This is a genomic window from Luteibacter sp. W1I16 (assembly GCF_050434905.1).
GTDB lineage: Bacteria > Pseudomonadota > Gammaproteobacteria > Xanthomonadales > Rhodanobacteraceae > Luteibacter.
The window spans coordinates 44,936-66,312 of sequence record NZ_JBNDJJ010000001.1; the positions used below are offsets into that span (position 1 = coordinate 44,936).

Annotated in this window: 12 protein-coding genes; 6 read left to right on the forward strand and 6 right to left on the reverse strand. The window is 63.1% G+C overall.

Features of this window, described 5'->3' with window-relative positions; all coding sequences use genetic code 11:
* Positions 1–81: 81 nt before the first annotated feature.
* The 3 genes from QFZ41_RS00215 to QFZ41_RS00225 all read left to right on the forward strand — a co-directional run bounded on the left by QFZ41_RS00215 (position 82) and on the right by QFZ41_RS00225 (position 3,797).
* Positions 82–1,737 carry a putative bifunctional diguanylate cyclase/phosphodiesterase gene (locus QFZ41_RS00215; RefSeq protein WP_429196762.1) on the forward strand — a complete coding sequence of 552 codons (1,656 nt, stop codon included), beginning with the start codon at positions 82–84 and terminating at the stop codon, positions 1,735–1,737.
* 152 nt (positions 1,738–1,889) lie between these two features.
* Positions 1,890–2,711, forward strand: coding sequence for an AraC family transcriptional regulator (locus QFZ41_RS00220; protein ID WP_429196764.1), 822 nt, complete (start codon positions 1,890–1,892; stop codon positions 2,709–2,711).
* A gap of 12 nt (positions 2,712–2,723) precedes the next feature.
* Positions 2,724–3,797 (forward strand): alpha/beta hydrolase family protein, encoded by a 1,074-nt coding sequence (locus QFZ41_RS00225; protein WP_429196766.1) that lies wholly within the window; start codon positions 2,724–2,726, stop codon positions 3,795–3,797.
* Positions 3,798–3,879: 82 nt separating this feature from the next.
* Here the strand turns inward: QFZ41_RS00225 and QFZ41_RS00230 are convergent, their stop codons facing one another.
* The 4 genes from QFZ41_RS00230 to QFZ41_RS00245 all read right to left on the reverse strand — a co-directional run bounded on the left by QFZ41_RS00230 (position 3,880) and on the right by QFZ41_RS00245 (position 11,937).
* Complete coding sequence (locus QFZ41_RS00230; RefSeq protein ID WP_429196768.1) at positions 3,880–5,478, reverse strand: tryptophan halogenase family protein; 1,599 nt, start codon at positions 5,476–5,478, stop codon at positions 3,880–3,882.
* 144 nt (positions 5,479–5,622) lie between these two features.
* On the reverse strand, positions 5,623–8,061 hold the full coding sequence (locus QFZ41_RS00235; protein ID WP_429196770.1) for a TonB-dependent receptor: 2,439 nt from the start codon (positions 8,059–8,061) through the stop codon (positions 5,623–5,625).
* Between the two features lie 173 nt (positions 8,062–8,234).
* Positions 8,235–10,733 (reverse strand): glycoside hydrolase family 3 N-terminal domain-containing protein, encoded by a 2,499-nt coding sequence (locus QFZ41_RS00240; protein ID WP_429196772.1) that lies wholly within the window; start codon positions 10,731–10,733, stop codon positions 8,235–8,237.
* Between the two features lie 190 nt (positions 10,734–10,923).
* A complete protein-coding gene (locus tag QFZ41_RS00245; RefSeq protein ID WP_429196774.1) occupies positions 10,924–11,937 on the reverse strand; it encodes a LacI family DNA-binding transcriptional regulator in 1,014 nt (337 codons plus the stop codon).
* Positions 11,938–12,112: 175 nt separating this feature from the next.
* Here QFZ41_RS00245 and QFZ41_RS00250 point away from each other — a divergent pair, with 175 nt between their 5' ends.
* From QFZ41_RS00250 to QFZ41_RS00260, 3 genes are all read left to right on the forward strand, one after another.
* The gene (locus QFZ41_RS00250; RefSeq protein WP_429200155.1) at positions 12,113–13,606 is read left to right on the forward strand and encodes an MFS transporter; all 1,494 of its coding nucleotides are present in this window, start codon (positions 12,113–12,115) and stop codon (positions 13,604–13,606) included.
* 65 nt (positions 13,607–13,671) lie between these two features.
* A complete protein-coding gene (locus QFZ41_RS00255) occupies positions 13,672–16,554 on the forward strand; it encodes a beta-galactosidase (protein WP_429196776.1) in 2,883 nt (960 codons plus the stop codon).
* Between the two features lie 57 nt (positions 16,555–16,611).
* Positions 16,612–17,430, forward strand: coding sequence for a hypothetical protein (locus tag QFZ41_RS00260; RefSeq protein ID WP_429196778.1), 819 nt, complete (start codon positions 16,612–16,614; stop codon positions 17,428–17,430).
* A 66-nt stretch (positions 17,431–17,496) separates the two neighbouring features.
* Here QFZ41_RS00260 and QFZ41_RS00265 read toward each other — a convergent pair whose 3' ends face one another.
* Positions 17,497–17,943, reverse strand: a complete 447-nt coding sequence (locus QFZ41_RS00265; RefSeq protein WP_429196780.1) for a hypothetical protein — start codon at positions 17,941–17,943, stop codon at positions 17,497–17,499.
* Between the two features lie 275 nt (positions 17,944–18,218).
* Positions 18,219–21,179, reverse strand: a complete 2,961-nt coding sequence (locus tag QFZ41_RS00270; protein WP_429196782.1) for a TonB-dependent receptor domain-containing protein — start codon at positions 21,177–21,179, stop codon at positions 18,219–18,221.
* Between the last annotated feature and the right edge of the window lie 198 nt (positions 21,180–21,377).

Consider the following 21,377-nt stretch of genomic DNA (forward strand, 5'->3'; position numbering starts at 1 on the left):
GTCAATGGGGTCTGCACCGCACATACTCACCCGTCGCGCATACGTATTAGCTAGACCGCACTTCTACTCTGGAGTCGAGTCATGATGAAGTGGATCGATCGATGGCGCGACCTGCACTGGACCTTGGTACGCGCTTCATGGGAGCGACGTGACGTTAGGGACGGGCTCTTCTTGCTGGCATTGGCTGGCATCGCCTATCTTTTCGCACATGTCTTCGCCCTTCCCCGTCGAATCTCCACGCTGGCCCTGACCTACCAGCATTGGGGGATCGACGACGTGCTATTCGTAGGATTAGTGCTAAGCGTCGCCGGTCCCATTTACGGCATCCGTCGCTACCGGGATTTCACGCGGGAAATGGCCGCGCGGCTCGATGCCGAGCGCGAAGCCCGCCTGCTCTCCGGGCATGATCATCTGACTGGTCTTCCTAATGCGTCGTTCTATGCGCAACGACTGGACGAGCGCCTCGTGGCCATGACCGAGGGAGACCGGCTCGCAATCCTGGCGATCGATATCAATGGATTCAAACGCGTTCTCGATCTGTACGGTCATGCCGCCGGAGACAAGATACTCATCGGTTTCGCCGAGCGGGTGGCGGCACTGCTTCGTGATGGCGCGATTCTCGCGAGGACGGGTGGAGATGCTTTCGCGCTCGTCATACCTATCGATGCACTGGATGAACCAGCTGCACTTGCCCGCCGTATTGTCATCGCGACTTCACAGGCATTCTTTGTTGCGGACACGGCAGCGTATATCGGTGTAGGCATCGGCATCGCCATAGCGCCTAACGATGGCATGACGTCCACCGATTTGACTCGACACGCCGAGCGTGCCCTATATCGTGCCAAGCGCGACGACCGGTCGTCCATCCGCTTCTTCGAATCGGATATGGACGCACATATCGACCAACGGATCGCGGTCGAGGGAAGGTTGCGCAAGGCGGTGGCGAATGACGATATCGCCACCTACTATCAGCCGATAGTCTCGCTGGACGACGATGCGATCGTGGGTTTCGAAGCATTGGCGCGATGGAACGACGACGTACTCGGCGAAGTACCGCCAGAGGTATTCATTCCGCTTGCCGAAGAAATCGGGTTGATCGGCAAACTCGGGGAGCAGTTGTTTCGTCGTGCCTGCGCCGATGCGAGCCAATGGCCAGGATATCTGTTCATGGCGTTCAATGTTTCCGCGATCCAGCTCCGCGAGACAGACCTCGCCTCAAGAATTTTAGCGGTACTGGAGGAGAATGGCCTCAGCCCTCCTCGACTGGAAATCGAAATCACGGAAAGCGCCTTGGTGGATCACGTTGATGAGGCACGATTCATCATGGAACAGTTGCGCGGCCACGGCGTGCATATTGTTCTTGACGATTTCGGAACGGGCTATGCCACGCTGGCGCAGTTGCTGTCGTTTCCATTGGACAAGATCAAGATCGATCGGCGTTTCATCATGAACGTCGTCCACGATCACGATAGCCTTGTCGTCGTTCGATCGATCATTGGCTTGGCCAATGGCTTCGGGCTGGCGTCCGTCGCCGAGGGCATCGAGAATGCCGAGCAGCTGAGTTGTCTCAAGCGAAATGGATGCACACAAGGACAAGGCTATTTGTTTGGCCAGGCCGTGCCGACGGCAGGTGTACCGGCTCTGGTTAAGAAGCATCCGTCAAGACCTCCCGCCCGCTCTCGCGCATTACCTGCCAGGGACGGTACTGAAACGATGATGGATTCGCCTTGGCGATAGACGTGAAATGCCGGTCGTACCGAGCAATTATCTTTCCCCAAAGGGAACGATGGACACGGAGGCCGCTCGGCTGCGAGCCCCACCAGCAAGAACCATCAAATACCCCTGCCCCATTCCCCTTATGATCCCGACAGATCGACACGGGGGCCCCCATGGCAGCAGTCCAACGCGCAATCTGGTACATCGAGAGCCATTCCAGCGAGGAACTCTCGCTAAGTGACGTTGCGAATGCCGCGGGTATATCCGACTTCCACCTGGCGCGGCTGTTCCGCGCCGCCACCGGCTGGCCGGTGGCGCGCTATATCCGCGTCCGCAGGCTCAGCCAGGCCGCCGCCGAACTCGCGGCCGGCGCCCCGGATATCCTCCCGGTCGCGCTGTCGTCGGGCTACGGCTCGCACGAGGCGTTCACCCGCGCCTTCCGTGATGCGTTCGGCCTGCCGCCGGAGGATGTGCGCAAGCGCGGCTGCCTCGATGGGTTGGCGATCCTCGCTCCCATGCGGGTCATGGAAGAGCCGGCCGCCCAGGCCCCTGTGCTGCGTACCGAAGTCATCGGCCCCCTGCTCCTGACAGGCATCGAGGCCTCATACGTCGCCAGCGGTACGGCGGGTATCCCATCGCAGTGGCAGCGTCTGAACGCCGAACAATCGCTCGACCGGTGTCGCTACACCTACGGCGTGTGCAGCGCGACGGATGGCGAAGGGCGCATGGATTACCTCGCTGGCTACGAAGTCGAGCACTTTGGACAGGCTCCCCCGGGCTACCGGCGGCTGCGCCTGGCTCGCCAGCGCTACCTGGTGGCTCGGCACGAAGGCCACATCGGCTCGATCCCCCGGACATGGCATGCCCTGCTCAGCGACTGGCTTCCCGCTGCCGGGTATACGCCGGTGGATGCTCCCGACTTCGAACGCTACGACGCCGCGTTCGATGCCAGAACGGGCAATGGCGGCGTCGATATCTGCGTCCCGGTGGAATAAATGGAATGGAACATGCTGAAAACGCGCTTTAACCGATGCGTCCTCGCCTTGGGCCTGTTCGCCCTTGCTGGCCAGGCCATGGCGGCCGTCGGTGAAACCCACCGCTCCACGACGACGCCCAGCGCTGCGCTGCGCCACGCCGACGGATCGTCGTCGATAGCCATCACCGTGTGGTACCCCGCCAAGGACGGTAGCAAGGAGACGCCGCTGGTGATCGGCCCGGACAACGCCCCCCTGTTCGCCGTCGGAAGCGCCGCCGCCGACGCGCCGGCCGCCGCGGGACGCTTCCCCGTCGTGCTGGTCTCGCATGGGTTCGGCGGCACGGCCCGCATGATGGGGTGGTTCGGCACGGCGCTCGCCCGCGCCGGCTTCGTCGTCATCGCCGTGGACCACCCCGGCAGCAATGGCCGCGGGCCGATCACCGCCAACGGCGCCGCCTGGTGGTGGGAGCGCGCCGAGGATCTGAAAGCGGCATGGAAGACCATACGGGCCGACCCCGAACTCTCCCCTCACCTGAGCGTGAACCAGCTCGGCGTCGCAGGATTCTCGGCCGGCGGGTTCGCCGCACTCGTGGTGGGCGGCGCGCGCGTGGACGTCCAGCACTTCGGAGCGTTCTGCCGTCAGCATCCCAAGGACGGTGTCTGCGCACCGCAACTCGAAGCGCCCGACCTGACCGCACGCGACATCGGTGCATGGCTGAAAGACCCCGCCATGCAACCGCGCTTCAAGGATGCCGAGAGTGACCACGCCATCCCGGGCGTGCGCGCCGTCCTCGTCATGGCTCCCGCACTGGTCCAGGCGATAGCGCCGGATTCGCTCCGTCGCCTGCATGTCCCCGTGTCGGTGCTCGTCGGTACGGCGGACACCGTCGCTCCCGCGGACACCAATGCAGACGTGATCGCCCGGTTAGTGCCGGGTGCGAAAGAGCAACGTCTTGACGGCGCTACGCACTACGATTTCCTGGGTGAGTGCATGCCAGCGGCGCAAGAGGCGGTACCGCAATGTGCCAAGGCGACGCATCAGAAGGAAGCACACGCTGCGGCGGTGGCCGAGGCGATCAGGATGTTCAGGGAAATGTCGCGGTGAGGCTCTGCTACATGGGATAGCCATGGGTCGTGCGTTTCGATGACGCTGGGCCAGCGAGCACTTGATGGAACACCCGGCGAGATTACCCTCTTGCCGACGCCGCGACGTTCGCGCCCGCGCTCTCGCGGCTCTGCAAGTGCTCACGGCACAACTGCTCCACCAGCGCGCGATGGTCCGGAAGATCGTCGAGCGCACGCTCGGCCGCCTGCCGGATCATCGCGAATTCCTGGCGCGCCGCCTCCGTGTGCGGGTAGGCGCTGCGCATCGGCTCGAGGTCGGTCTGGAACTCCATCCCGTACAGCACGTACTGCCAGCTGGAGGTCATGAACATTTCCAGGTCGCTTATGAAGTCCAGACGATGCGGCGGACGCTGTTTCCACTTCTCGAGCTTTTCCTGCAGGGTTTGCGGGATGCTGGCGACGTCCGCGTTGTCGATCCAGAACGCTGAGTCACGTCGCTGGCTCAGGCAATAGTGCATCTTGATGAAGTCGATGATGCGGTCGTAACGCGCCACCATCATCTCGTTGAAATGACGCGCCGCGCTTTCCATGTGGTTCGTGTCGCTGGGCAAGAGGTGCGTGAGCAGGTAGGTCGCCAACTCGATCAGCGCGATGCCGGTGGATTCCAGCGGCTCCACGAAGCCACCGGCCAGGCCCACCGCCACGCAGTTCTTGCGCCAGTGTTCGGGGCGGTATCCCGTCTCGAACTTGATGTGCATGGCCTTCAGGGCTTCGCCAGCGGGGCCGACGTAGCGCCGGAAGACTTCTTCGGCACGATCGTCCGTGGTGTGCCGCGACGAGTATACGTAGCCGACACCGCGCCGCTTCTGCAAACCGATGTCCCAGATCCAACCCGCCTCCTGGGCGGTGGAGATGGTGTAGGAAGGTATCGGTGCATCGGGCGTGTCATACGGCACCTGCATGGCCACGGCGCGATCGGCGAACAGCACGTCCGCGCGGCTGCGGAACGGGGACTGCATCACGTTGCCGATCAGCATCCCGCGAAGGCCGGTGCAGTCCACATAGAGGTCGGCGGTGAGATCGCCCTCCTCCTTCGTCACCACGCGGGCGATGGCGCCGTGCTCGTCCAGCTCCGTGCGCTCCACCGTCGCCACATGGCGAACCACGCCAAGCGCCTGCTGGCCATGCTCGGCCAGTACGCGTGCGAAGCAGGCGGCATCGAAGTGGAAGGCGTGATTCATCGGCCCCTGGTAGTCGGCATCCCTTGCCCGCCTCGGCGCCCGGGAGTGGTCGACCAGGGTACTCTGCATCGATACGGCATCCGCGAACGACATGCCCTCCGGCGCGGCGCCGAGCAGCCAGTACGGCAACAACTCGGGACCACCCGGACGCTGGCTGGGTGCATTGAAGGGATGAAAGAAATGGTCGGCTCCGGGTGTTCCCGGTGGCCGTACCCAGTGGCGATAGTGGATGCCCTGCTTGTACGTCGCGGTGGCGCCGACCAGGAAGCGGCGCTCATCGAGGCCGATGGCGGACAGCGTGCCGCGAATGGACGGAAACGTCGCTTCACCGACGCCAAGTAGGCCGATGTCAGGCGACTCCACCAGATGCACCTGCACGCTGCGCGGGTCGGCCGCGTTGACCGCCTTGGCCAGGTAGCACGCCGCCAGCCAGCCCGCGGTCCCACCGCCCACGATCAAGACCTTCTTCAGACGCGCCATGGTGTATCCCCACCGGTGCTGCACGATAAAAAAAGAAGTGCCGGGCCGCCCCACGCGGACCCGGCAAACGCCATTCACGGGGAGTATGAGCAGAACGGCAATCGTCAGGCGGCACGTGGGTCACACGTGCCGCCTGGTATCAGGTCAGAACCAGACGCCGAACTGGACACCGTAGGTGCGCGGCGCGAGGTACTGCGACACGTACTGCAACGAACCGTCGGACATCTGGAAACGGCCGGCGCTGGTGCGGGTCTTCTCATCGGACACGTTCTGCACGTATGCGTTGACCCACCACTTGTCGCCCGGCTCGCTGTAGCGCAGCGACAGGTCGCCACGCGTGTACGCCTTCTGCCGGTCACCCGAGCCCAGGTTGAAGTAACTCAGCCACTGCGAACTCTGATACTGCGCGCTGATGCGTGGCGTGAGCCGTCCGCCATTGCCGAGGTGGAACGTATGCTCGTAGATGCCGGTGAGCGACACGTTCGGGGCATGCGGCAGGTCGTTACCGGTGACGTTCATGCAGTTGGCGAGGTTGGACTCGGGCGGGCATGCCGGCAGGCCCTGGTAATCGTTGGAGCCGGCGTACACCAGCCTGCCGAGCTCTTTCTTCGGAATGGCCGAGAAGATCAGGTTGAAGCGGTCGTCCTGCTGCTGATACGCCAGCTCCGACTCGAAGCCGAGTACCTTGGTGCTGCCGCCGACGTTGGAGAAGCCCAGGCCGTGGTTGCCGTCCGGGTAGACGATGGGCGCGGAGAGCTGGAAGTTCTTGAAGTCTTCGTAATAGATGGCCGAATTCCACGTCATGTGGCCATCGAGGAAGGTGAACTTGCTGCCGACTTCGTAGTTGGTGAGCGTCTCGGGCTTGTACAGGGTTCCCGCGTCCTGCGTTCCGCCCGATTTGTAGCCGGTGGACACGCTGACGTAGAGCAAGCCGTTCTCGCTGACGTCGGTGTCCAGGCGAACCAGCCAGGTTGGCTTGCTCTTGCTGTACTTGGCGGTGTTCCGCTGCGAGATGGCGAAGCCATTCGACGGGTCCGGGTACACGTCCGGGGAAATCGGCACCTGCGGCACGGCCGGGTCGTAGTTCCAACCCCAGTTGATGCCGCCCTTATTCTCCTTCTCGTCGTGCGACCAACGCACGCCGCCGGTGAGGCGCCAGTGGTCGCTCAGATGCCAGGTAGCCTGGCCGAACAGCGCGTACGACTCCACCGTTTCCTTCGGCTGAATGAAGGAGCCCTGCCAGCTCACGGTGCCGTAGCGCGTACCGTTCATGATGGGGATGTCGAAGCGGATGGAGTTGTCTTCGTAGCCATAGTAGGCACCGAGGATCCAGTCCACCGTCTGTGGGCCGGTGGACTTCAGGTTGATTTCCTGGCTCCAGCTCTTGTACTTGGAATCGTTGGTGCGATCGTCCTGGTAGACGCCGTTGGTGGTGAAACTGGTCGGCACGCTGACACCGACGTCCTGGTCGAAGTCGCTCTCGCCGGTGTATTTGTTGTAGCCGGCGATGTAGCTGAACTGCACGCCGTCGTTGATGTTCCAGTCCATGCGGCTGCGCACCGTATGGGAGGTACGGTCCAGGTACGGCGCAGTGTCGATCAGCGCCGACCAGAAGTCCTGCCCCTGGCGTGGCGTCTGCATCAGGCTCAGGCTGGGCGTGCCGCGATCGCGGAAGTACTCGTACGACAGGTTCCACTTGAACGCGTCGCTGGGCTGCCACAGCGCGCTGACGCGCGCGGCGGATTGATCCTGCGAGTTGTACTTGTCGCCACCCTGGACGTACTGGCCGGGATCGATCGGCCTGAAGTTCGCCAGCGTTCCGCCGGAGATGGGAGAGGCGAGATAGGCCTGCTGCTGCTGCGCCACCGTGGGCAATTGGCCCGACGGCTTCTGGTAATCGACATAACCGTCGCGTTGCTGGTTCACCACGGCGACACGCATGGCGAAGGTGTCGCTGATGGGCACATTGAACGCGGCGCGGGCGCCGGTCTGGTTGAAGTTACCGGCTTCGACCTGCGCATTACCGTAGAACCCTGCGCCGATATCCGGTTTGGCCGTCTGGAAGCTGATGGCACCGGCGGTGGAGTTGCGTCCCCACAACGTGCCCTGTGGGCCGCGGAGCGTTTCGACGCCTTCCATGTCCAGCAACAGGCCCGACGCTGCCTCGGCGCGTGGCGCATACACGCCGTCGACGAAGGTGGCGACCTCGGGATCGGCGTATTCCGTCTTGGCGCTGTCGTTGCCGATGCCGCGCAGCGTGAGTGTCACGACGCCATGATCGCCCTGCGACGTACCTTGAAGGCCGGGCACCAGTTTGGTCAGGTCCTGCACCGTCATGACGCGCTCTCTGTCCAGCGTGTCGACGGTGATCGCCGTGACCGCCACCGGCGTTTTCTGAAGCGGCGTCTCGCGCTTGGTCGCGGTGACCGAGACGGCATCCAGGTTCTGTACTTTCTTTCCGGTGGATGCCGGATTCCCGGACGGCGGGTTTTGCGCCGTGGTGTCCTGGTCCGCCGCGTACAGCGTGCCGGGAGCGATTACGAGCGATATCGCGACGTATAGCAACTTGCGATGCAGATTCATCTGGCTCTCCCCAACTATCGTTCGGATAAGTGGCGTCCGCCGCACGCGTCGGCCATGACAAAGATTTCCCCTACTCCCCCCACCGGCACGCTGTTAACCCCGAATGACAGCGCTGTCATCACTGGATAATAGAGCGCCGCCGCGATGAATGCTTGCCGCAGGGCAGCACGCCATCACGGCTTTTGCAAACCTGGGCATACGAGCGTTCGGTCCGCGACCGTGCCGAGCGACACGTCGGTGATAGCGATCCGGGCACCCGGACGACTGGACCATTCGAAGGGCCGGTCGATCCTGCTCATGTTCGCTCCCGCATCGCGGAAACATTTCAAGGGAATGCCCACGCGCAGCCACTGGCCCTTAGGCAAGGAGGCAAGCTGCTGCCCGACAGGCACCTGCCCGGCGCAGTCCGCTCCGCAGCTGACCCCGATGGTCGAGGTGTCGCCTGATGACACGGCATCGACCTTCAAGGTGATCACCAGCAAGACGTCGCCATTGGTTTCGCGATCCACATCGAGCGGCGCGGGTGCTACCAGTTCGACCCGTGCGGCACCGGCGTCGGCACCCGACCAGGTCAGGCTGCGCGCGTCTTCCTGCGCCTTGTAATCGAGCGCGCTGATGCGCAGGCTGCCGTCCGGCGTGGCGGCCGGCAAGGCGGCGACGTTCATGCCCTTGCCGTTCGCACCGGTCAGTCGCACCACGAAGTCCTGTGCCGGCTTGCCACGGGTGAAGTAGACGCCGGCCTGCCCGGAACTGAGCACGATCCCCGGATCTTCGGACAACGCGCCGGTATCGCCACGGTCCGCGTAGGTCAGGCCGAAACCGTAAGGGAACTGCGGTTGCTCGCCTCGTGCGGCGGCCGCGCCCGGCACCTGTATCGCGTTACGCGGCCACGCATAGGCCAGCTTCCCGCGGAAATCGTGAGCGATACGCCCGTCCGGCGTACGCAACAGCACATCGGCGACGCCCTGCCCTTCGCTGCCCGGCAGCCAGGCCACCACGAAAGCATCCGCGGCGTTGATCTCGCGATTCATCCACAGCGGCCGTCCGCTCAGGAACACCGCCACCACGGGAATGCCCTGCCCGCGCAGCTTGCGAAGCAGATCGAGATCGCGATCGTTGCCCGGACGGTACGCGAGGTTCGGCAGGTCGCCCTGGAACTCGGCGTAAGGATCCTCGCCGAACACGACGATGGCGACGTCGGGCTTCTGCTTGTAGTCGCCCTCGACCTCCAACTCGGCGCTGCCGCCCGCCGCTTTCACCTGTGCCTGCAGGCCCGCCCAGATGGAGGTGGCTCCCGGGAAGTTCGCATTGGTGAGGCCCGTGCCCTGCCAGGTCAACGTCCAACCACCGTTTTGCTTGGAGATGTTGTCGGCGCCGTCGCCGGCCACGAGGATGTGCCTGCGCGGGTCGATCGGCAGCACTCCCCGGCTGTTCTTCAGCAACACCAGCGACTCGCGCACGGCCCGGCGCGCCAACGCGCGGTGCGAAGGATTTCCTACCACCTCCGCCGATTTGACCGCGAGCGCATTGGCGGACGGCAATCCAGCCTCGAACATGCCGAGGCGCATCTTCACCCGCAGGATGCGGGTCACCGCGTCGTCGACACGGCTCATCGGAATTACCCCGGCCTTCACTTCGGCCAGCGTGTTCTTGTACAGCCCCTTCCACGAGTCGGGGGCCTCGAGCATATCCAGTCCGGCGTTGTACGCCGGAGCGCAATCTTCGTTGGTGCAGCCGGGCACTTGCCCGTGCGCGTTCCAGTCGCCCAGCACGATCCCATCGAAGCCCATGCGCTCCTTCAACACACCGGTGATCAGGGCCTTGTTGCCGGCCATCTTCACGCCGTTCCAGCTGGAGAACGAGACCATTACCACCTGCACGCCGGCCTTGATCGCCGGCGGATACCCGGCGGCGTGCACGTCGCGCAGGGTCTCCTCGCTGATCCGGGCGTCGCCCTGGTCCTTGCCATCGTGCGTGCCGCCGTCGCCCACGAAATGCTTGGCGGTGGCGATCACATGCCCGGCATCGAGGAACGAGGATGTCCCCGGCTTGCCTTCCAGCCCGCCGACCACGGCGGCGGCGTATTCCGCCACCAGCGCGGGGTTCTGCGAATACCCTTCGTAGGATCGACCCCAGCGCACATCCTGCGGCACGGTCAGCGTGGGTGCGAACGTCCAGCTGATGCCACTGGCCCGCAATTCACGCGCGGTGACCTCGCCGATGTCGTGGATCAGTTGGGGATCGCGCGTCGCGCCCAGCGCAGAGTTCTGCGGGAAGAGCGTGCTGCCGACGAGGTTGTTGTGGCCATGGACGGCGTCGATACCGAACAGCACCGGGATCGCCAGCCGTCCACCCGATGTATCCATGGACGCGCGGTAAAACGCATCGGACAGCGCCTGCCACTGCGAGGCGACCGGGTACGGTTGGCCAGGCGGCTTTGAGTTGCCACCGGCCAGCACCGAGCCCAGGCGGTACTCGCGCACGTCGTCCGGCGTCACGTACTTGATGTCGGCCTGGATCATCTGGCCGACCTTGTCCTCCACCGACATCTTCGCCAGGAGAGCGCGGATGCGGGACTCGATCGCCGGGTCGGGCGGAAGCGGCGATTCGCCTTTTGGCCACTGCTCCGGGTGAACGGCGGTGCCATCGCCAGCCATGGCGGGAACGGTCATGAGCAACGCTCCGGAAAGGGACAGCGCCACGGGAATGCTTCGTAAGAACAGGCTCGATCGCTGCAGCAATGGCACGGCAAAGCTCCCTGCTGGCGCACCGGCGGTACGCTTCCGAACCGCATCCTGGCAGGAATGACAGCGCTGTCAATTTGCGTTGCAGCATGACTCGCGCGGCGGAGCGGGTGCGGTCTCAGGGAGCGATGGCGGTGGAACCGCGGATCTGCAGGGAGAAAGGCAGCTGCACGAGCCGCCCGGTGGCATGACCACGTAACGCGCCCAGCAACTGCTCGGCGGCGATCTTCCCCATCTCGCGGCTGGGTTGTTGAACGGTGGTGAGCGCCGGCCAGAGCTGGCGCGACAGCGGTGTGTCGTCGAAGCCGCAGACCGAGAGGTCGTGCGGCACCTTCAAGCCATACTCGCCCGCCGCCCACATCACGCCCGTGGCCATGTCGTCATTTGCGGCGAACACCGCCGTGGGCGGCCTGGCCAGGGAAAACAGCTGCCGCGCTGCGTCCACGCCGGAGCCGAACGTAAATGCGCCCTGCACCACCAGCGCCGGATCCTCGGGCAACCCCGCGGCGGCCATCGCTTCGCGATACCCGGCCAGTCGCCAGCGGCTGGCGCCATGATCGGCGATGCCGACCACGTGGGCGATCCGCCGATGACCCAGCCCGAGCAGATGCTCCACGATCGCGCGGGCGGCACGCTGCTCGTCCATCGTCACCCCCAGGGTCTTGCCGCGCCGCAGTGGGGAGACGCTGGCGTACGGAACGTTGCGCTCGCGAAGGCGTTTCAGCAGCGGCGCATAGTCGGTGATTGGTGGCGTCAGCACGACACCATCCGGGTGGTGGTCGGAAATCAGCGCATCGAGACGGCGGATGAAGTCGCCGTCGCGCATGCGCAGCGGTCGCACCATCATGCTGTAGCGATGCGCATCGCAGGCTTCGAGCACCCCGTCCTGGATTTCCGCCAGGTAGGTCGACGACGGGTTGTCGTTGTTGTCGTACAGCATGGCTACCAGGAACGACCGGCTGCCGGCCAGGCTGCGCGCCGAGGGATGCGGACGATAGTCCATCGCCTCCATGGCGGCGCGCACGCGCTGACGGGTGGCGTCGGTGACGTTGGCCTCGTCGTTCAGCACGCGCGAGACGGTCTTGGGCGACACGTTCGCCGCGCGCGCCACATCTTCGAGGCGTACCCGCATGGATTCTCCGCTGTCATCACACTGTCGATCGACTATGCCGCCAGAGCCCTCTCCTTACAAGGGCGGCCACGGGCCCGCATGCTGCGCCCGCAGCATGCGGGATCGGCCAGCCCATGACATAACTATCGCTGGAGGAGGCACCCATGACCCGGATCAACCACAGCGCAGACCGCCGATGACGGAGCGATCCGCACTGTCGTTTTGGCAGATATGGAACATGTGTTTCGGCTTTCTCGGCCTACAGTTCGGTCTTGCACTACAGAACGCGAATGTCAGCCGGATATTCCAGACCCTGGGTGCGGACGTGAACGACATCCCCGCGCTGTGGATCGCCGCGCCGCTGACCGGGCTGATCGTGCAGCCGATCATCGGTCACTACTCCGACCGCACCTGGAACCGCCTCGGACGCCGTCGGCCGTATTTCCTGGCCGGAGCGGTGTTCGCCTCACTGGCGCTCCTGTGGATGCCGAACGCGCCGGCGCTGTGGGTCGCCGCCGGCTTGCTGTGGATCCTGGACGCGTCGATCAACGTATCGATGGAGCCCTTCCGCGCCCTGGTCGGCGACCAGCTGCCCACGCAGCAAGGCCCCGCCGGGTTTGCGATGCAGAGTTTCTTCATCGGGGCGGGCGCGGTGATCGCGTCCATCCTGCCCTGGGTGCTGGCGCGGTCCGGCGTCGCCAACGTGGCTCCCGATGGTGGCATTCCCGATACGGTGAAGTACGCGTTCTATGTGGGTGGCGCGGTACTGCTGGGTGCGGTGCTCTGGACCATGCTGACCACGCGCGAGTACCCGCCCGCTCAGCTGCGATCGTTCACCGATGCGGTCCCCGAGGGGCCGACCGTGGACGTCTCGCGCGCCGGGCGCCCGGGGTTGCTACTACTGTTGGCGGGGGCGGCGGTGCTGTTCGCGATCAGGCATTTCGTGCTGGAGAAGGAGGTTTACCTCCTCGCCGGCGGCCTGATCACTTTCGGCCTTCTGCTCACCTGGCTTAGCCGCACCGGCAGCCACGGAATGCTTCGCGAAGTGATGGGCGACCTGTATGGCATGCCGATGTCGATGCGGCGCCTGGCCGGGGTGCAGTTGTTCTCGTGGTTCGCACTGTTCGCGATGTGGATCTACACTACCGCAGGCGTGACGCAGACGATGTACGCCACCGCCGATACCAGCTCATCCGCGTATAACGAGGGGGCCAACTGGGTCGGTGTGCTGTTCGCCGCATACAACGGGTTCGGCGCGCTGGCCGCCGTGGTGATTCCGCTGATGGTGCGCCGATGGGGCCTGCGCGTCAGCCATGTGGTGAACCTGTGCCTTGGCGGACTGGGCCTGCTGTCTTTCCTCTACATCCGCGATCCGCGCTGGCTGCTCGCGTCGATGGTGGGCGTCGGCTTTGCCTGGGCCTCGATCTTGTCGCTACCGTATGCGCTGCTGTCGGACCACCTTCCGACGGCGAAGATGGGCGTCTATATGGGCATCTTCAACTTCTTCATCGTGATCCCGCAGGTGCTCGCCGCCAGCGTCCTCGGCCTGCTGTTGCGACTGTGCTTTCACAATCAGCCGATCTGGGCGCTTGGCATGGGTGGGGCCAGCTTGCTGATCGCTGGGCTTTGCACGCTGTACGTACCGGAGCCAGAGGGCCACCTCAGGCATAAATCACCCAAAGTTGCATAACTACCCAAACTCACCCATTCTTCGTGGGTGCCGTGAGGCGCGCCGTCGTCGATGAAGGGGTGGGCATGTTCTCGTTTCGCTGGGCCGGCCTTGCGCTGGCGGTATGGGGCGCGTCGAGCGCCGTGGCGGCACCTTCGCATACGGTCACGTATGACCGCTACTCGCTCGTCATCGACGGGAAGCCCACGTACCTCTGGTCGGGCTCGTTCCACTACTGGCGACTGCCCTCCCCCGATTCGTGGCTCGACGTACTGCAGAAGATGAAGGCGGCGGGTTTCAACGCCGTGGAGATCTACTTCGACTGGGGCTACCACTCACCCAAACGCGGCGTCTACGACTTCTCCGGCATCCGCGACGTGGATCGGCTGCTCGACATGGCACGTGACGTGGGCATCTATGTCATCGCGCGCCCGGGCCCGTACATCAACGCGGAAACCGACGCAGGTGGTTTCCCCGGCTGGCTGGTGACCACGTCGGGGAAACCACGTTCCGACTCACCTGAATACACCGCCGCGTACCGCGAATGGATGACGCAGATCAACAGGATCATCGCCAGGCATCAGGTCACCGATGGCCGCGGCAGCGTGCTTCTCTACCAGGTCGAAAACGAACTTTACGACGAGTCCGACGACACTCGCCGTTACATGCAGGACCTCGAGGACAAGGCACGTGCGGACGGCATCACGGTGCCGCTCACCGGTAATCACAACAGTAATTTCGTCGAGGGCCTGGGTGCCACCGATATCCCCGGTCAGGACTCCTATCCGCTGGACTTCGACTGCACGCGTTCGGAACGCTGGAACGCCATCTACGACTTCAGCGCCGAGCGCCGCGAGCTGACGCGCACGCCCCTGTTCTTTCCCGAATACCAGGGCGGCGCGTTCGACGTATGGGGCGGTCCGGGTTACGAGGCCTGTCGTCAATTCACCGGTCCGGCGTTCGAGCGCGTGTTCTACGAGTCGGTCATGGCGGCAGGCTCGACGATGCAGAACTTCTACATGACCTATGGCGGCATCAACTGGGGCTGGTTGTCGTCACCGGGCGTGTATACGTCGTACGACTATGGCGCCGCGATCACCGCCAGCCGCCAACTCACGGCCAAGTACGACCAGCAGAAGCTCATCGGCTATATGGCGCGTGCTGTGGCGCCACTGGCCCGCACCGACGCGATGGGTACGTCGGTGCCGGACAACCGGCGTCTGCAGGTCAACGGACGTATCAATCCGGACGACGGCACGCGCTTCTATTTCCTGCGTCACGCCGAGGCCAAGGATACGACCGACGATGCCACGCATCTGAAGATCACGCTTGACGGCACGGGTGAGACTACGATCCCACAGCAGCACGGCACGGCGATCCATATCGACGGGCGCGATGCCAAGGTCTTGCTCGCCAACTATCGTTTCGGAAAGCAGAGCCTCGCTTATTCGACGTCGGAGCTGATGACCCGGCTGCATCTGGGTGAGCGCGACCTCGCCTTGTTCTACGGCCGTCATGGCGAGGACGGTGAGACCGTGTTGCGCTACCCGGTCGAGCCGAAGACGCGGGTGATCGAAGGCGACGTCGCCACGCACTGGGACGCCGCCACGCATTCGCTGCGGCTCAACTACCGCCACGATGGTCTGGCGCGGGTGGCGATCGACCAGGGCGATACCTCACTGCTCTTGCTGATCGGCGACAACGCGGCTGCGACCCGCTTCTGGCAGCTGGATACGGTGGACGGCCCGGTGTTGGTTCGCGGTCCCTACCTCGTACGGAACGCCGTTCGCTCGGGCGACAAGGTCGCGCTCACCGGCGACACCGACAAGACGAGCGAAGTGGAACTGTTCGGCTTTCCCGGCACACGCGGATTCTCCTGGAATAACGCGCCGGTCGACGCGGTGGCGACACCTTCCGCCAGCCTGCTCGCTCACGTCGATGGCCCCGTACCGGTATCGCTTCCCCGGCTCGATAACTGGCGTGTCACTGATGGTGCACCTGAGATCGCGCCGTCCTTCGACGACAGCGGCTGGCTCGCCACCGACCGCACTAGTTCACCGAACCCTTACTGGAACCACCAGCTGCCGATCCTCGACAGCGATGCCTACGGCTTCCATCACGGCAACGTGTGGTATCGCGGGCATTTCCGCGCCACCGGCAAGGAGACCGGCATTCGCCTGTCCGCCAACACCGGCGTGCACCTGGGCAACCACGGCATCTTCACCGCCTGGCTCAATGGCCATTTCCTCGGCAACAACCCCAGCGGCGCGCAGCAGTTCGCCATCGATCCGACCTGGCTGAAGAAAGACGGCGACAACGTCATCTCGGTGCTGGTCGACAACCACGGCCACCTGCAGGAGGAGCACAACGGTGCCTTCCGTGAACCGCGCGGGCTCCTCTCGGCGATCTCCGCCGGTGGCCCCACCGAGATCCGTTGGAAGATCCAGGGCAATGCGGGCGGGGAAAATCTTCCCGACCCCGTGCGAGGCCCATTCAATGCTGGCGGCTTATACGGCGAGCGCATGGGCTGGCAGTTGCCCGGCTTCGTCGATGGCAAGTGGAAGGCCACCACGCTTCCGCACAGCACCGACAAACCCGGGCTCGACTGGTACCGCACGACCTTCCGTCTCGACCTGCCCGCCGGACAGGACGTGCCGATCGCGCTGCGCATCCACGACCTCGCCCCACACCACTACCGCGCCATCGTCTTTATCAACGGCTGGCAGATCGGCCGCTATATCAGCGACGTTGGGCCACAGACCGATTTCGAGCTACCGCCCGGCCTGTTGAACCAGCACGGCGACAACACCATCGCCATCGCCGCCTGGAGCACTGCGCACGACGGGGGCCTCGGCGAAGTCTCGTTGGTGATGCAGAGCAATTACCGCACGTCACTGGGACAGCGAGCGGTGAAGGCACCGGGTTATCGTGAGGTGATGCAGGTGCAGACGGGCGCTCTTCCGAAGTAGGATGTCCTCGAAAACCTTTGTGGCATCCATGTTTAACGAACAAGGAAGGGGACGAGCATGAGATTCATGAAGCACGGACTACGGGCACTGTGCCTTGTCGCATCGATCGGTTGCGCAAATGCGCAGTCGACAATCAGCTCGAAAGTCCCGCTGGTAAGTGTATTCGACGAATATTCGGCCGCGGCGAACCAGGGTGACTTAGCTGCCGCATCTGAGCTTTTCCAGAAATCGCGGGAATGCCTCCTTGTTCGCCGTATCGACTCGCACATGACATGGATACAAAGTCTGAATACGACACAAAGGAATGGCATCCTGGAGGGCGCGCATCTCGAAAAATCAAAGGCTGCCCAGCGGCACGCCGAAGCATCGAGGGCCATGTGCCAGGGGTCCGAAAGCAAAGTCACGACGAGCACTATTTACGATATCGCGCTTACCGCTGCACGATTGGGCGATGTCCCGGCGAGTGCGTGTTTCATGGCGTCGTTCTGGCAGGTTTCAAAGTCCGACGTGGACAGGACAAAGGCCGTGCAATACAAGGGTGCAGCAGAATATCTTGCAACCCACATGATCGAAAAAGGCGACTGGAACTTTGTTCAAGCGATGATAATCGCGTCGGCACCCGGTTTGCGCACCGGATACGCTGCGTACATCCAAAGCGACGACACTGCAGCACAGTTGCGTTACTCGAAGCTTCTGCATCTCGGAGTCGCGCCCAACAGCGATGACGCAAAGAATCTCGACTTATCGATCAGTATCCTGTCCGACCGTTTACAGCCAGAAGAGATTGGGAAAGCCGATGAGTGGGCGCATGCCATGTTCGCCCGCTATTACATATCCCAACCGCGACCCACAGTTCTCTCCGCTTGCGATGCGTAGCCAAGACCATGCGTGGGTTTACGGCGACGCGCAGACGCAATGTCAGCTCGAATGAATTGCAAGCTGTCAAAAAACTTTCCACCAGGAGCGCTTTTGGGGATTGATCTTCGGCGCATTGTCCGCTGGGGTGCCATCTTCCTGTGCAACTATCTCGCCGTCCGCCCCGTATTCCTCGCCGTCGTCTCCAACGACGCGCGCACCGAGTGCTTGGGCTATCTCAAACAATTTCCGAAGGATTTCTTCGTCCGGATTCTTGGCAACTATTCCGCCTGAGCCGGGGTAGAGCCATGCCTTGTTGCCGTTGACGCCATGTCCAGGGTAAGCGGTCCAGACAGCAAGCCCTTCATTTTCTACTCGAAGGACGTCTCCATTTCCCGTGATGGCTTCTGCATAACCGTCTAGACGCATATCAGGGTCGGAAGATATATAGGCTTTCCAATCTTCCAATGAGATATTCGGGCCATCTTTGTCAAACCATTCCGTCTTGCGAGTGATGTGAATTTCGTAGCCCATGTTTTTTCCTTGACAACCAACCACCAAATACCCTGGTAGCCCTCATAGATTGGGCACACACCCTTGCTCTGCCAAGAGCTTATTCACCATGGGTCCAAATGTCATCAAGGAGGGTGAGGAATGAGAACTTCAGTGGCCCCGTGGATCGCACGGGAGCAAATGGCCCCATCCGCTCGGTATATGTACGCGATCCGGAGCTGAACCTGATCGAGATATCGGAGTATCTCTAACTCGATCGTGATTCAGGTCCGGACCGTCTTCCGGCAAGCCGGCTCTCAATCCAGCTTATAGTCGAACGTAATGAACATCTCCCGCCCGTTGTATTCATCGGCGGTCTGTCCCGTCGTGACGAACTCGAACCCACCGGCATAATAAGGAATCGCCCCGACCTTATTGAAGATGTTCGACACCGTGAACTTCAGGTGGGTTTCCGGGTTGATCTGCAAGCCGACCGAGCCGTTCCAGGTGATCCACACCGGTGTCCTGCCCTTGTACGTCGTATCGGCGACGTTGACCTGGTTGCCGTCGAGCGTCACCTGGCAGATGCCGGTGGCGAGCGTCTGGCCGCCGTTGGGTACCGTGACCATGCCCGGCTGGATGCCGTTCGGCAGTACGTTGCAGCCGTCATAGTTCGGGGCACGCATGCTTCCCTCGCGCACGCCGGAGATCGACACGTTCCACGGGCCCTTGCTCCAGTCGCCGATCCAGGTGACGCGGCTCGCCACGTTCTGGTAACGCGTGTTCTGCAGTTCATCGGATGCCAGCACGCGCTGCTTGTACGAGAGGTTGTCGGTGTAATTGATACCCGCCCGGAAGTCGCCGTGCGTGTCGGTGTGGAACTTGTAATCCAGGGACGCATCGATACCGCCCACGTAGAGCGAGGCCTCGTTGATCGGCCCGGACTGCACCGAGATGATCTGGCCTGCAGCGTTACGCTTCACCATCTGGGTAACCATCTGGCAATAAGCCGAGTTCGGCACATGCGCCGTATACGGCGACAATCCCGAGGTGCCGTTCGGCTTGACGCCAGTGAGGCAGCCGGCCTCGTCGTTCAGCACGGTGTTCTGGTCGAGGTACTGAATGGCGTTGTCCACGCCCATGTGCCAGTAATCGGCCGACACGGAGAGCCCTTGCACGCCCGGCACTTGCCATACGAAACCATAGGTCCACGAATGGCCGGTCTGCGGCAGCAACAGACGGCTGCCGTTCGTGTATAGCGTGTAGTACTGCGACGTGGGGCGCTGGACCTGGTTGCACCACGTATTGTTGCTCTGGCCACCCTTGATGGCGTTCACGCACTGCAACGGATCGATGTAGTCACCCACTGGCGACGTGGAACCGGTCAGGTAGATGGCCTGCATGTCCGGCGCCTTGAAGTTGGTGCCGTAGCTGCCACGGAGCAGAAGACCATCGTACGGGCGCCATTCGATACCCGAGCCCCAGGTACGGGCGACGTCGGCGCTGCTGGCGTCATCGTACTTGTCCAGGCGGCCGGAGATGGTCCAGGTCACCGTGTTGAGCAAAGGCACGCGGAACTCGGTGCCGAGCGAATAGCGCTGACGGGTGCCACCGCCGGTGAGGTAGGCGCCAAACGGATTCTGGAACGTCGCGGGATCGGCGCCACGCGGATCGGGTGACAGCTTGAAACCATTGTGCGCCGCTTCCAGCACCGACGCCCAGCCCACCGGCTCATCCACCCATGGGAACTTGAACAGGTCGCCATTGAGGCGCAGTTGCGCCTGGTCCAGCCATGAGGACGAGGTGTTCTCGCCATTCACCGCGAACTGGCTGTACTGCTGCGGCGTGATGGGATTCCACCACTGCTGCCAGTTCATGGCGTAGATGGGCAAGCCGTCGGCGGTGGTGCCTTGCTGCTTGCCGAGGAAGAAGTTGTTCATCGCCTGGGCGTTGTAGCCCGTGAAATCTTCGCGGACGGTGTACTTCTGGCTATTGAGGTTCAGGTCCCAATGGAAGGCGCCGTCGAACACGGTGCCGCGCAAGCCGGCCTGAAGGTTCCAGTTCTGCTCGCGGTCGTGGGTATTGGCCGATGTGCCGATCTCCTGCGCGGTCAGCTGGCGGATGGCCTGGTTGATCACCTGCCCCGTCGATTGATCGTAGAACTGGCCGGTGCCGAAGACGTTCAACTGCGTATTGGAAATGCCCACCGTCTGGTACATCGCCGCTGAACCATAGAGCTGCAAGCCATTCTTGAAGTCGTACTCACCGGACACGTAACCGTTGTTGCTGCGGCTGCCGGGTGTCAGCACCCAGTTCTGGAACAAGGCGGGCTGCGAACAGTAATAGCCGTTGTTCGTCACGCTGGCGATCTGCGTGCCATTGGTGGTGACGGTATGCGACTGGCTCAACTGCGAGTTCGTGAACTTGCCGCAGGTGCCCGCCGGCGGGGTGATGTACTGGCCGTTGCCATTCATCGCCGACAGCGCCACGGCGCCGGCCGCGTCGTACTGGTAGCCGAACAGGCGCGCGGCGGGGCCCCAGGCGCCGTAACCGGCGTCGGATACCGAATCCTGGTACGGACGGTCCATGCCCCACAAGGCGGTGCGGTTGGACTTTTCCAGGTTGTAGACGACATGCCAGTTGCTGCCCGACTTGCCACCGAAGAAGTTGATGTCGCCGTACGCGCGGCCACCGCGCGTGGCGCCGCCACCGGTCACCTGCAGGTCGTCACCCTGGTAGTTCTTTTTCAGGATCACGTTCACCACGCCCGCCACCGCGTCCGATCCGTAGATCGACGAAGCACCGGAGGCGAGGATCTCGACATGGTCGATCATGCCGGTGGGAAGATTGTTGTAGTTCTGGAAGTTGCTCTGCTTGTTCAACGGTTGCGGGTAATCGACGATGCGATGTCCGTCGATCATCAAGAGGCTGAAGCCGGGGCCCAGGCCGCGCAGGTTGACCGAGCGCGCGTTGACCGAACTGGAACCCCAGGCAGCGGAATCGGATATCTGCTGGCCCACCTGCGGCAGCGAATCGAGGAATTCCCACAGCGTAGTGAAACCCTGCTGTTTGATCTGCTCGCCCGTGATGGAAATCACTGGCGCGGGTCCCTCGACTTCCACGCGCGGGATCATCGAGCCGGTGACTGTGACCTCCTTCAGGTCGACCGCCTTGTCGGCGCTCCCCGGCGGTGTGGACTGCGCGTAGACCTGTGGCGCGACAAGCGCGAGCGCGATGGAACTGGCGATTATTCCGCGCCGAAAACGGATTCTGTTCATGAGTGTTTCTCCCCCCACGGGAGCGTTAGGTGCTGATTCGCAAGAAAGTGCATATGCGAACACAGAGTTCACATATGTCACGAAGAGCCTTATAAACCGAATTAAGATCGATGCAAGTTGCGCTGCACCAAAGGCCGCTCCTGGACGTGCGCGCGTGTCAGAAATACGAATTCAGGCTTTCGGGGAGCTTTCTGCGGA

Bases quoted from the DNA above. Each gene is read 5' to 3' on its own strand.
- QFZ41_RS00215 (WP_429196762.1), top strand. From the start codon at position 82: ATGATGAAGTGGATCGATCGATGGCGCGACCTGCACTGGACCTTGGTA.
- QFZ41_RS00220 (WP_429196764.1), top strand. From the start codon at position 1,890: ATGGCAGCAGTCCAACGCGCAATCTGGTACATCGAGAGCCATTCCAGC.
- QFZ41_RS00225 (WP_429196766.1), top strand. From the start codon at position 2,724: ATGCTGAAAACGCGCTTTAACCGATGCGTCCTCGCCTTGGGCCTGTTC.
- QFZ41_RS00230 (WP_429196768.1), bottom strand. From the start codon at position 5,478: ATGGCGCGTCTGAAGAAGGTCTTGATCGTGGGCGGTGGGACCGCGGGC.
- QFZ41_RS00235 (WP_429196770.1), bottom strand. From the start codon at position 8,061: ATGAATCTGCATCGCAAGTTGCTATACGTCGCGATATCGCTCGTAATC.
- QFZ41_RS00240 (WP_429196772.1), bottom strand. From the start codon at position 10,733: ATGACCGTTCCCGCCATGGCTGGCGATGGCACCGCCGTTCACCCGGAG.
- QFZ41_RS00245 (WP_429196774.1), bottom strand. From the start codon at position 11,937: ATGCGGGTACGCCTCGAAGATGTGGCGCGCGCGGCGAACGTGTCGCCC.
- QFZ41_RS00250 (WP_429200155.1), top strand. From the start codon at position 12,113: ATGACGGAGCGATCCGCACTGTCGTTTTGGCAGATATGGAACATGTGT.
- QFZ41_RS00255 (WP_429196776.1), top strand. From the start codon at position 13,672: ATGTTCTCGTTTCGCTGGGCCGGCCTTGCGCTGGCGGTATGGGGCGCG.
- QFZ41_RS00260 (WP_429196778.1), top strand. From the start codon at position 16,612: ATGAGATTCATGAAGCACGGACTACGGGCACTGTGCCTTGTCGCATCG.
- QFZ41_RS00265 (WP_429196780.1), bottom strand. From the start codon at position 17,943: ATGGGCTACGAAATTCACATCACTCGCAAGACGGAATGGTTTGACAAA.
- QFZ41_RS00270 (WP_429196782.1), bottom strand. From the start codon at position 21,179: ATGAACAGAATCCGTTTTCGGCGCGGAATAATCGCCAGTTCCATCGCG.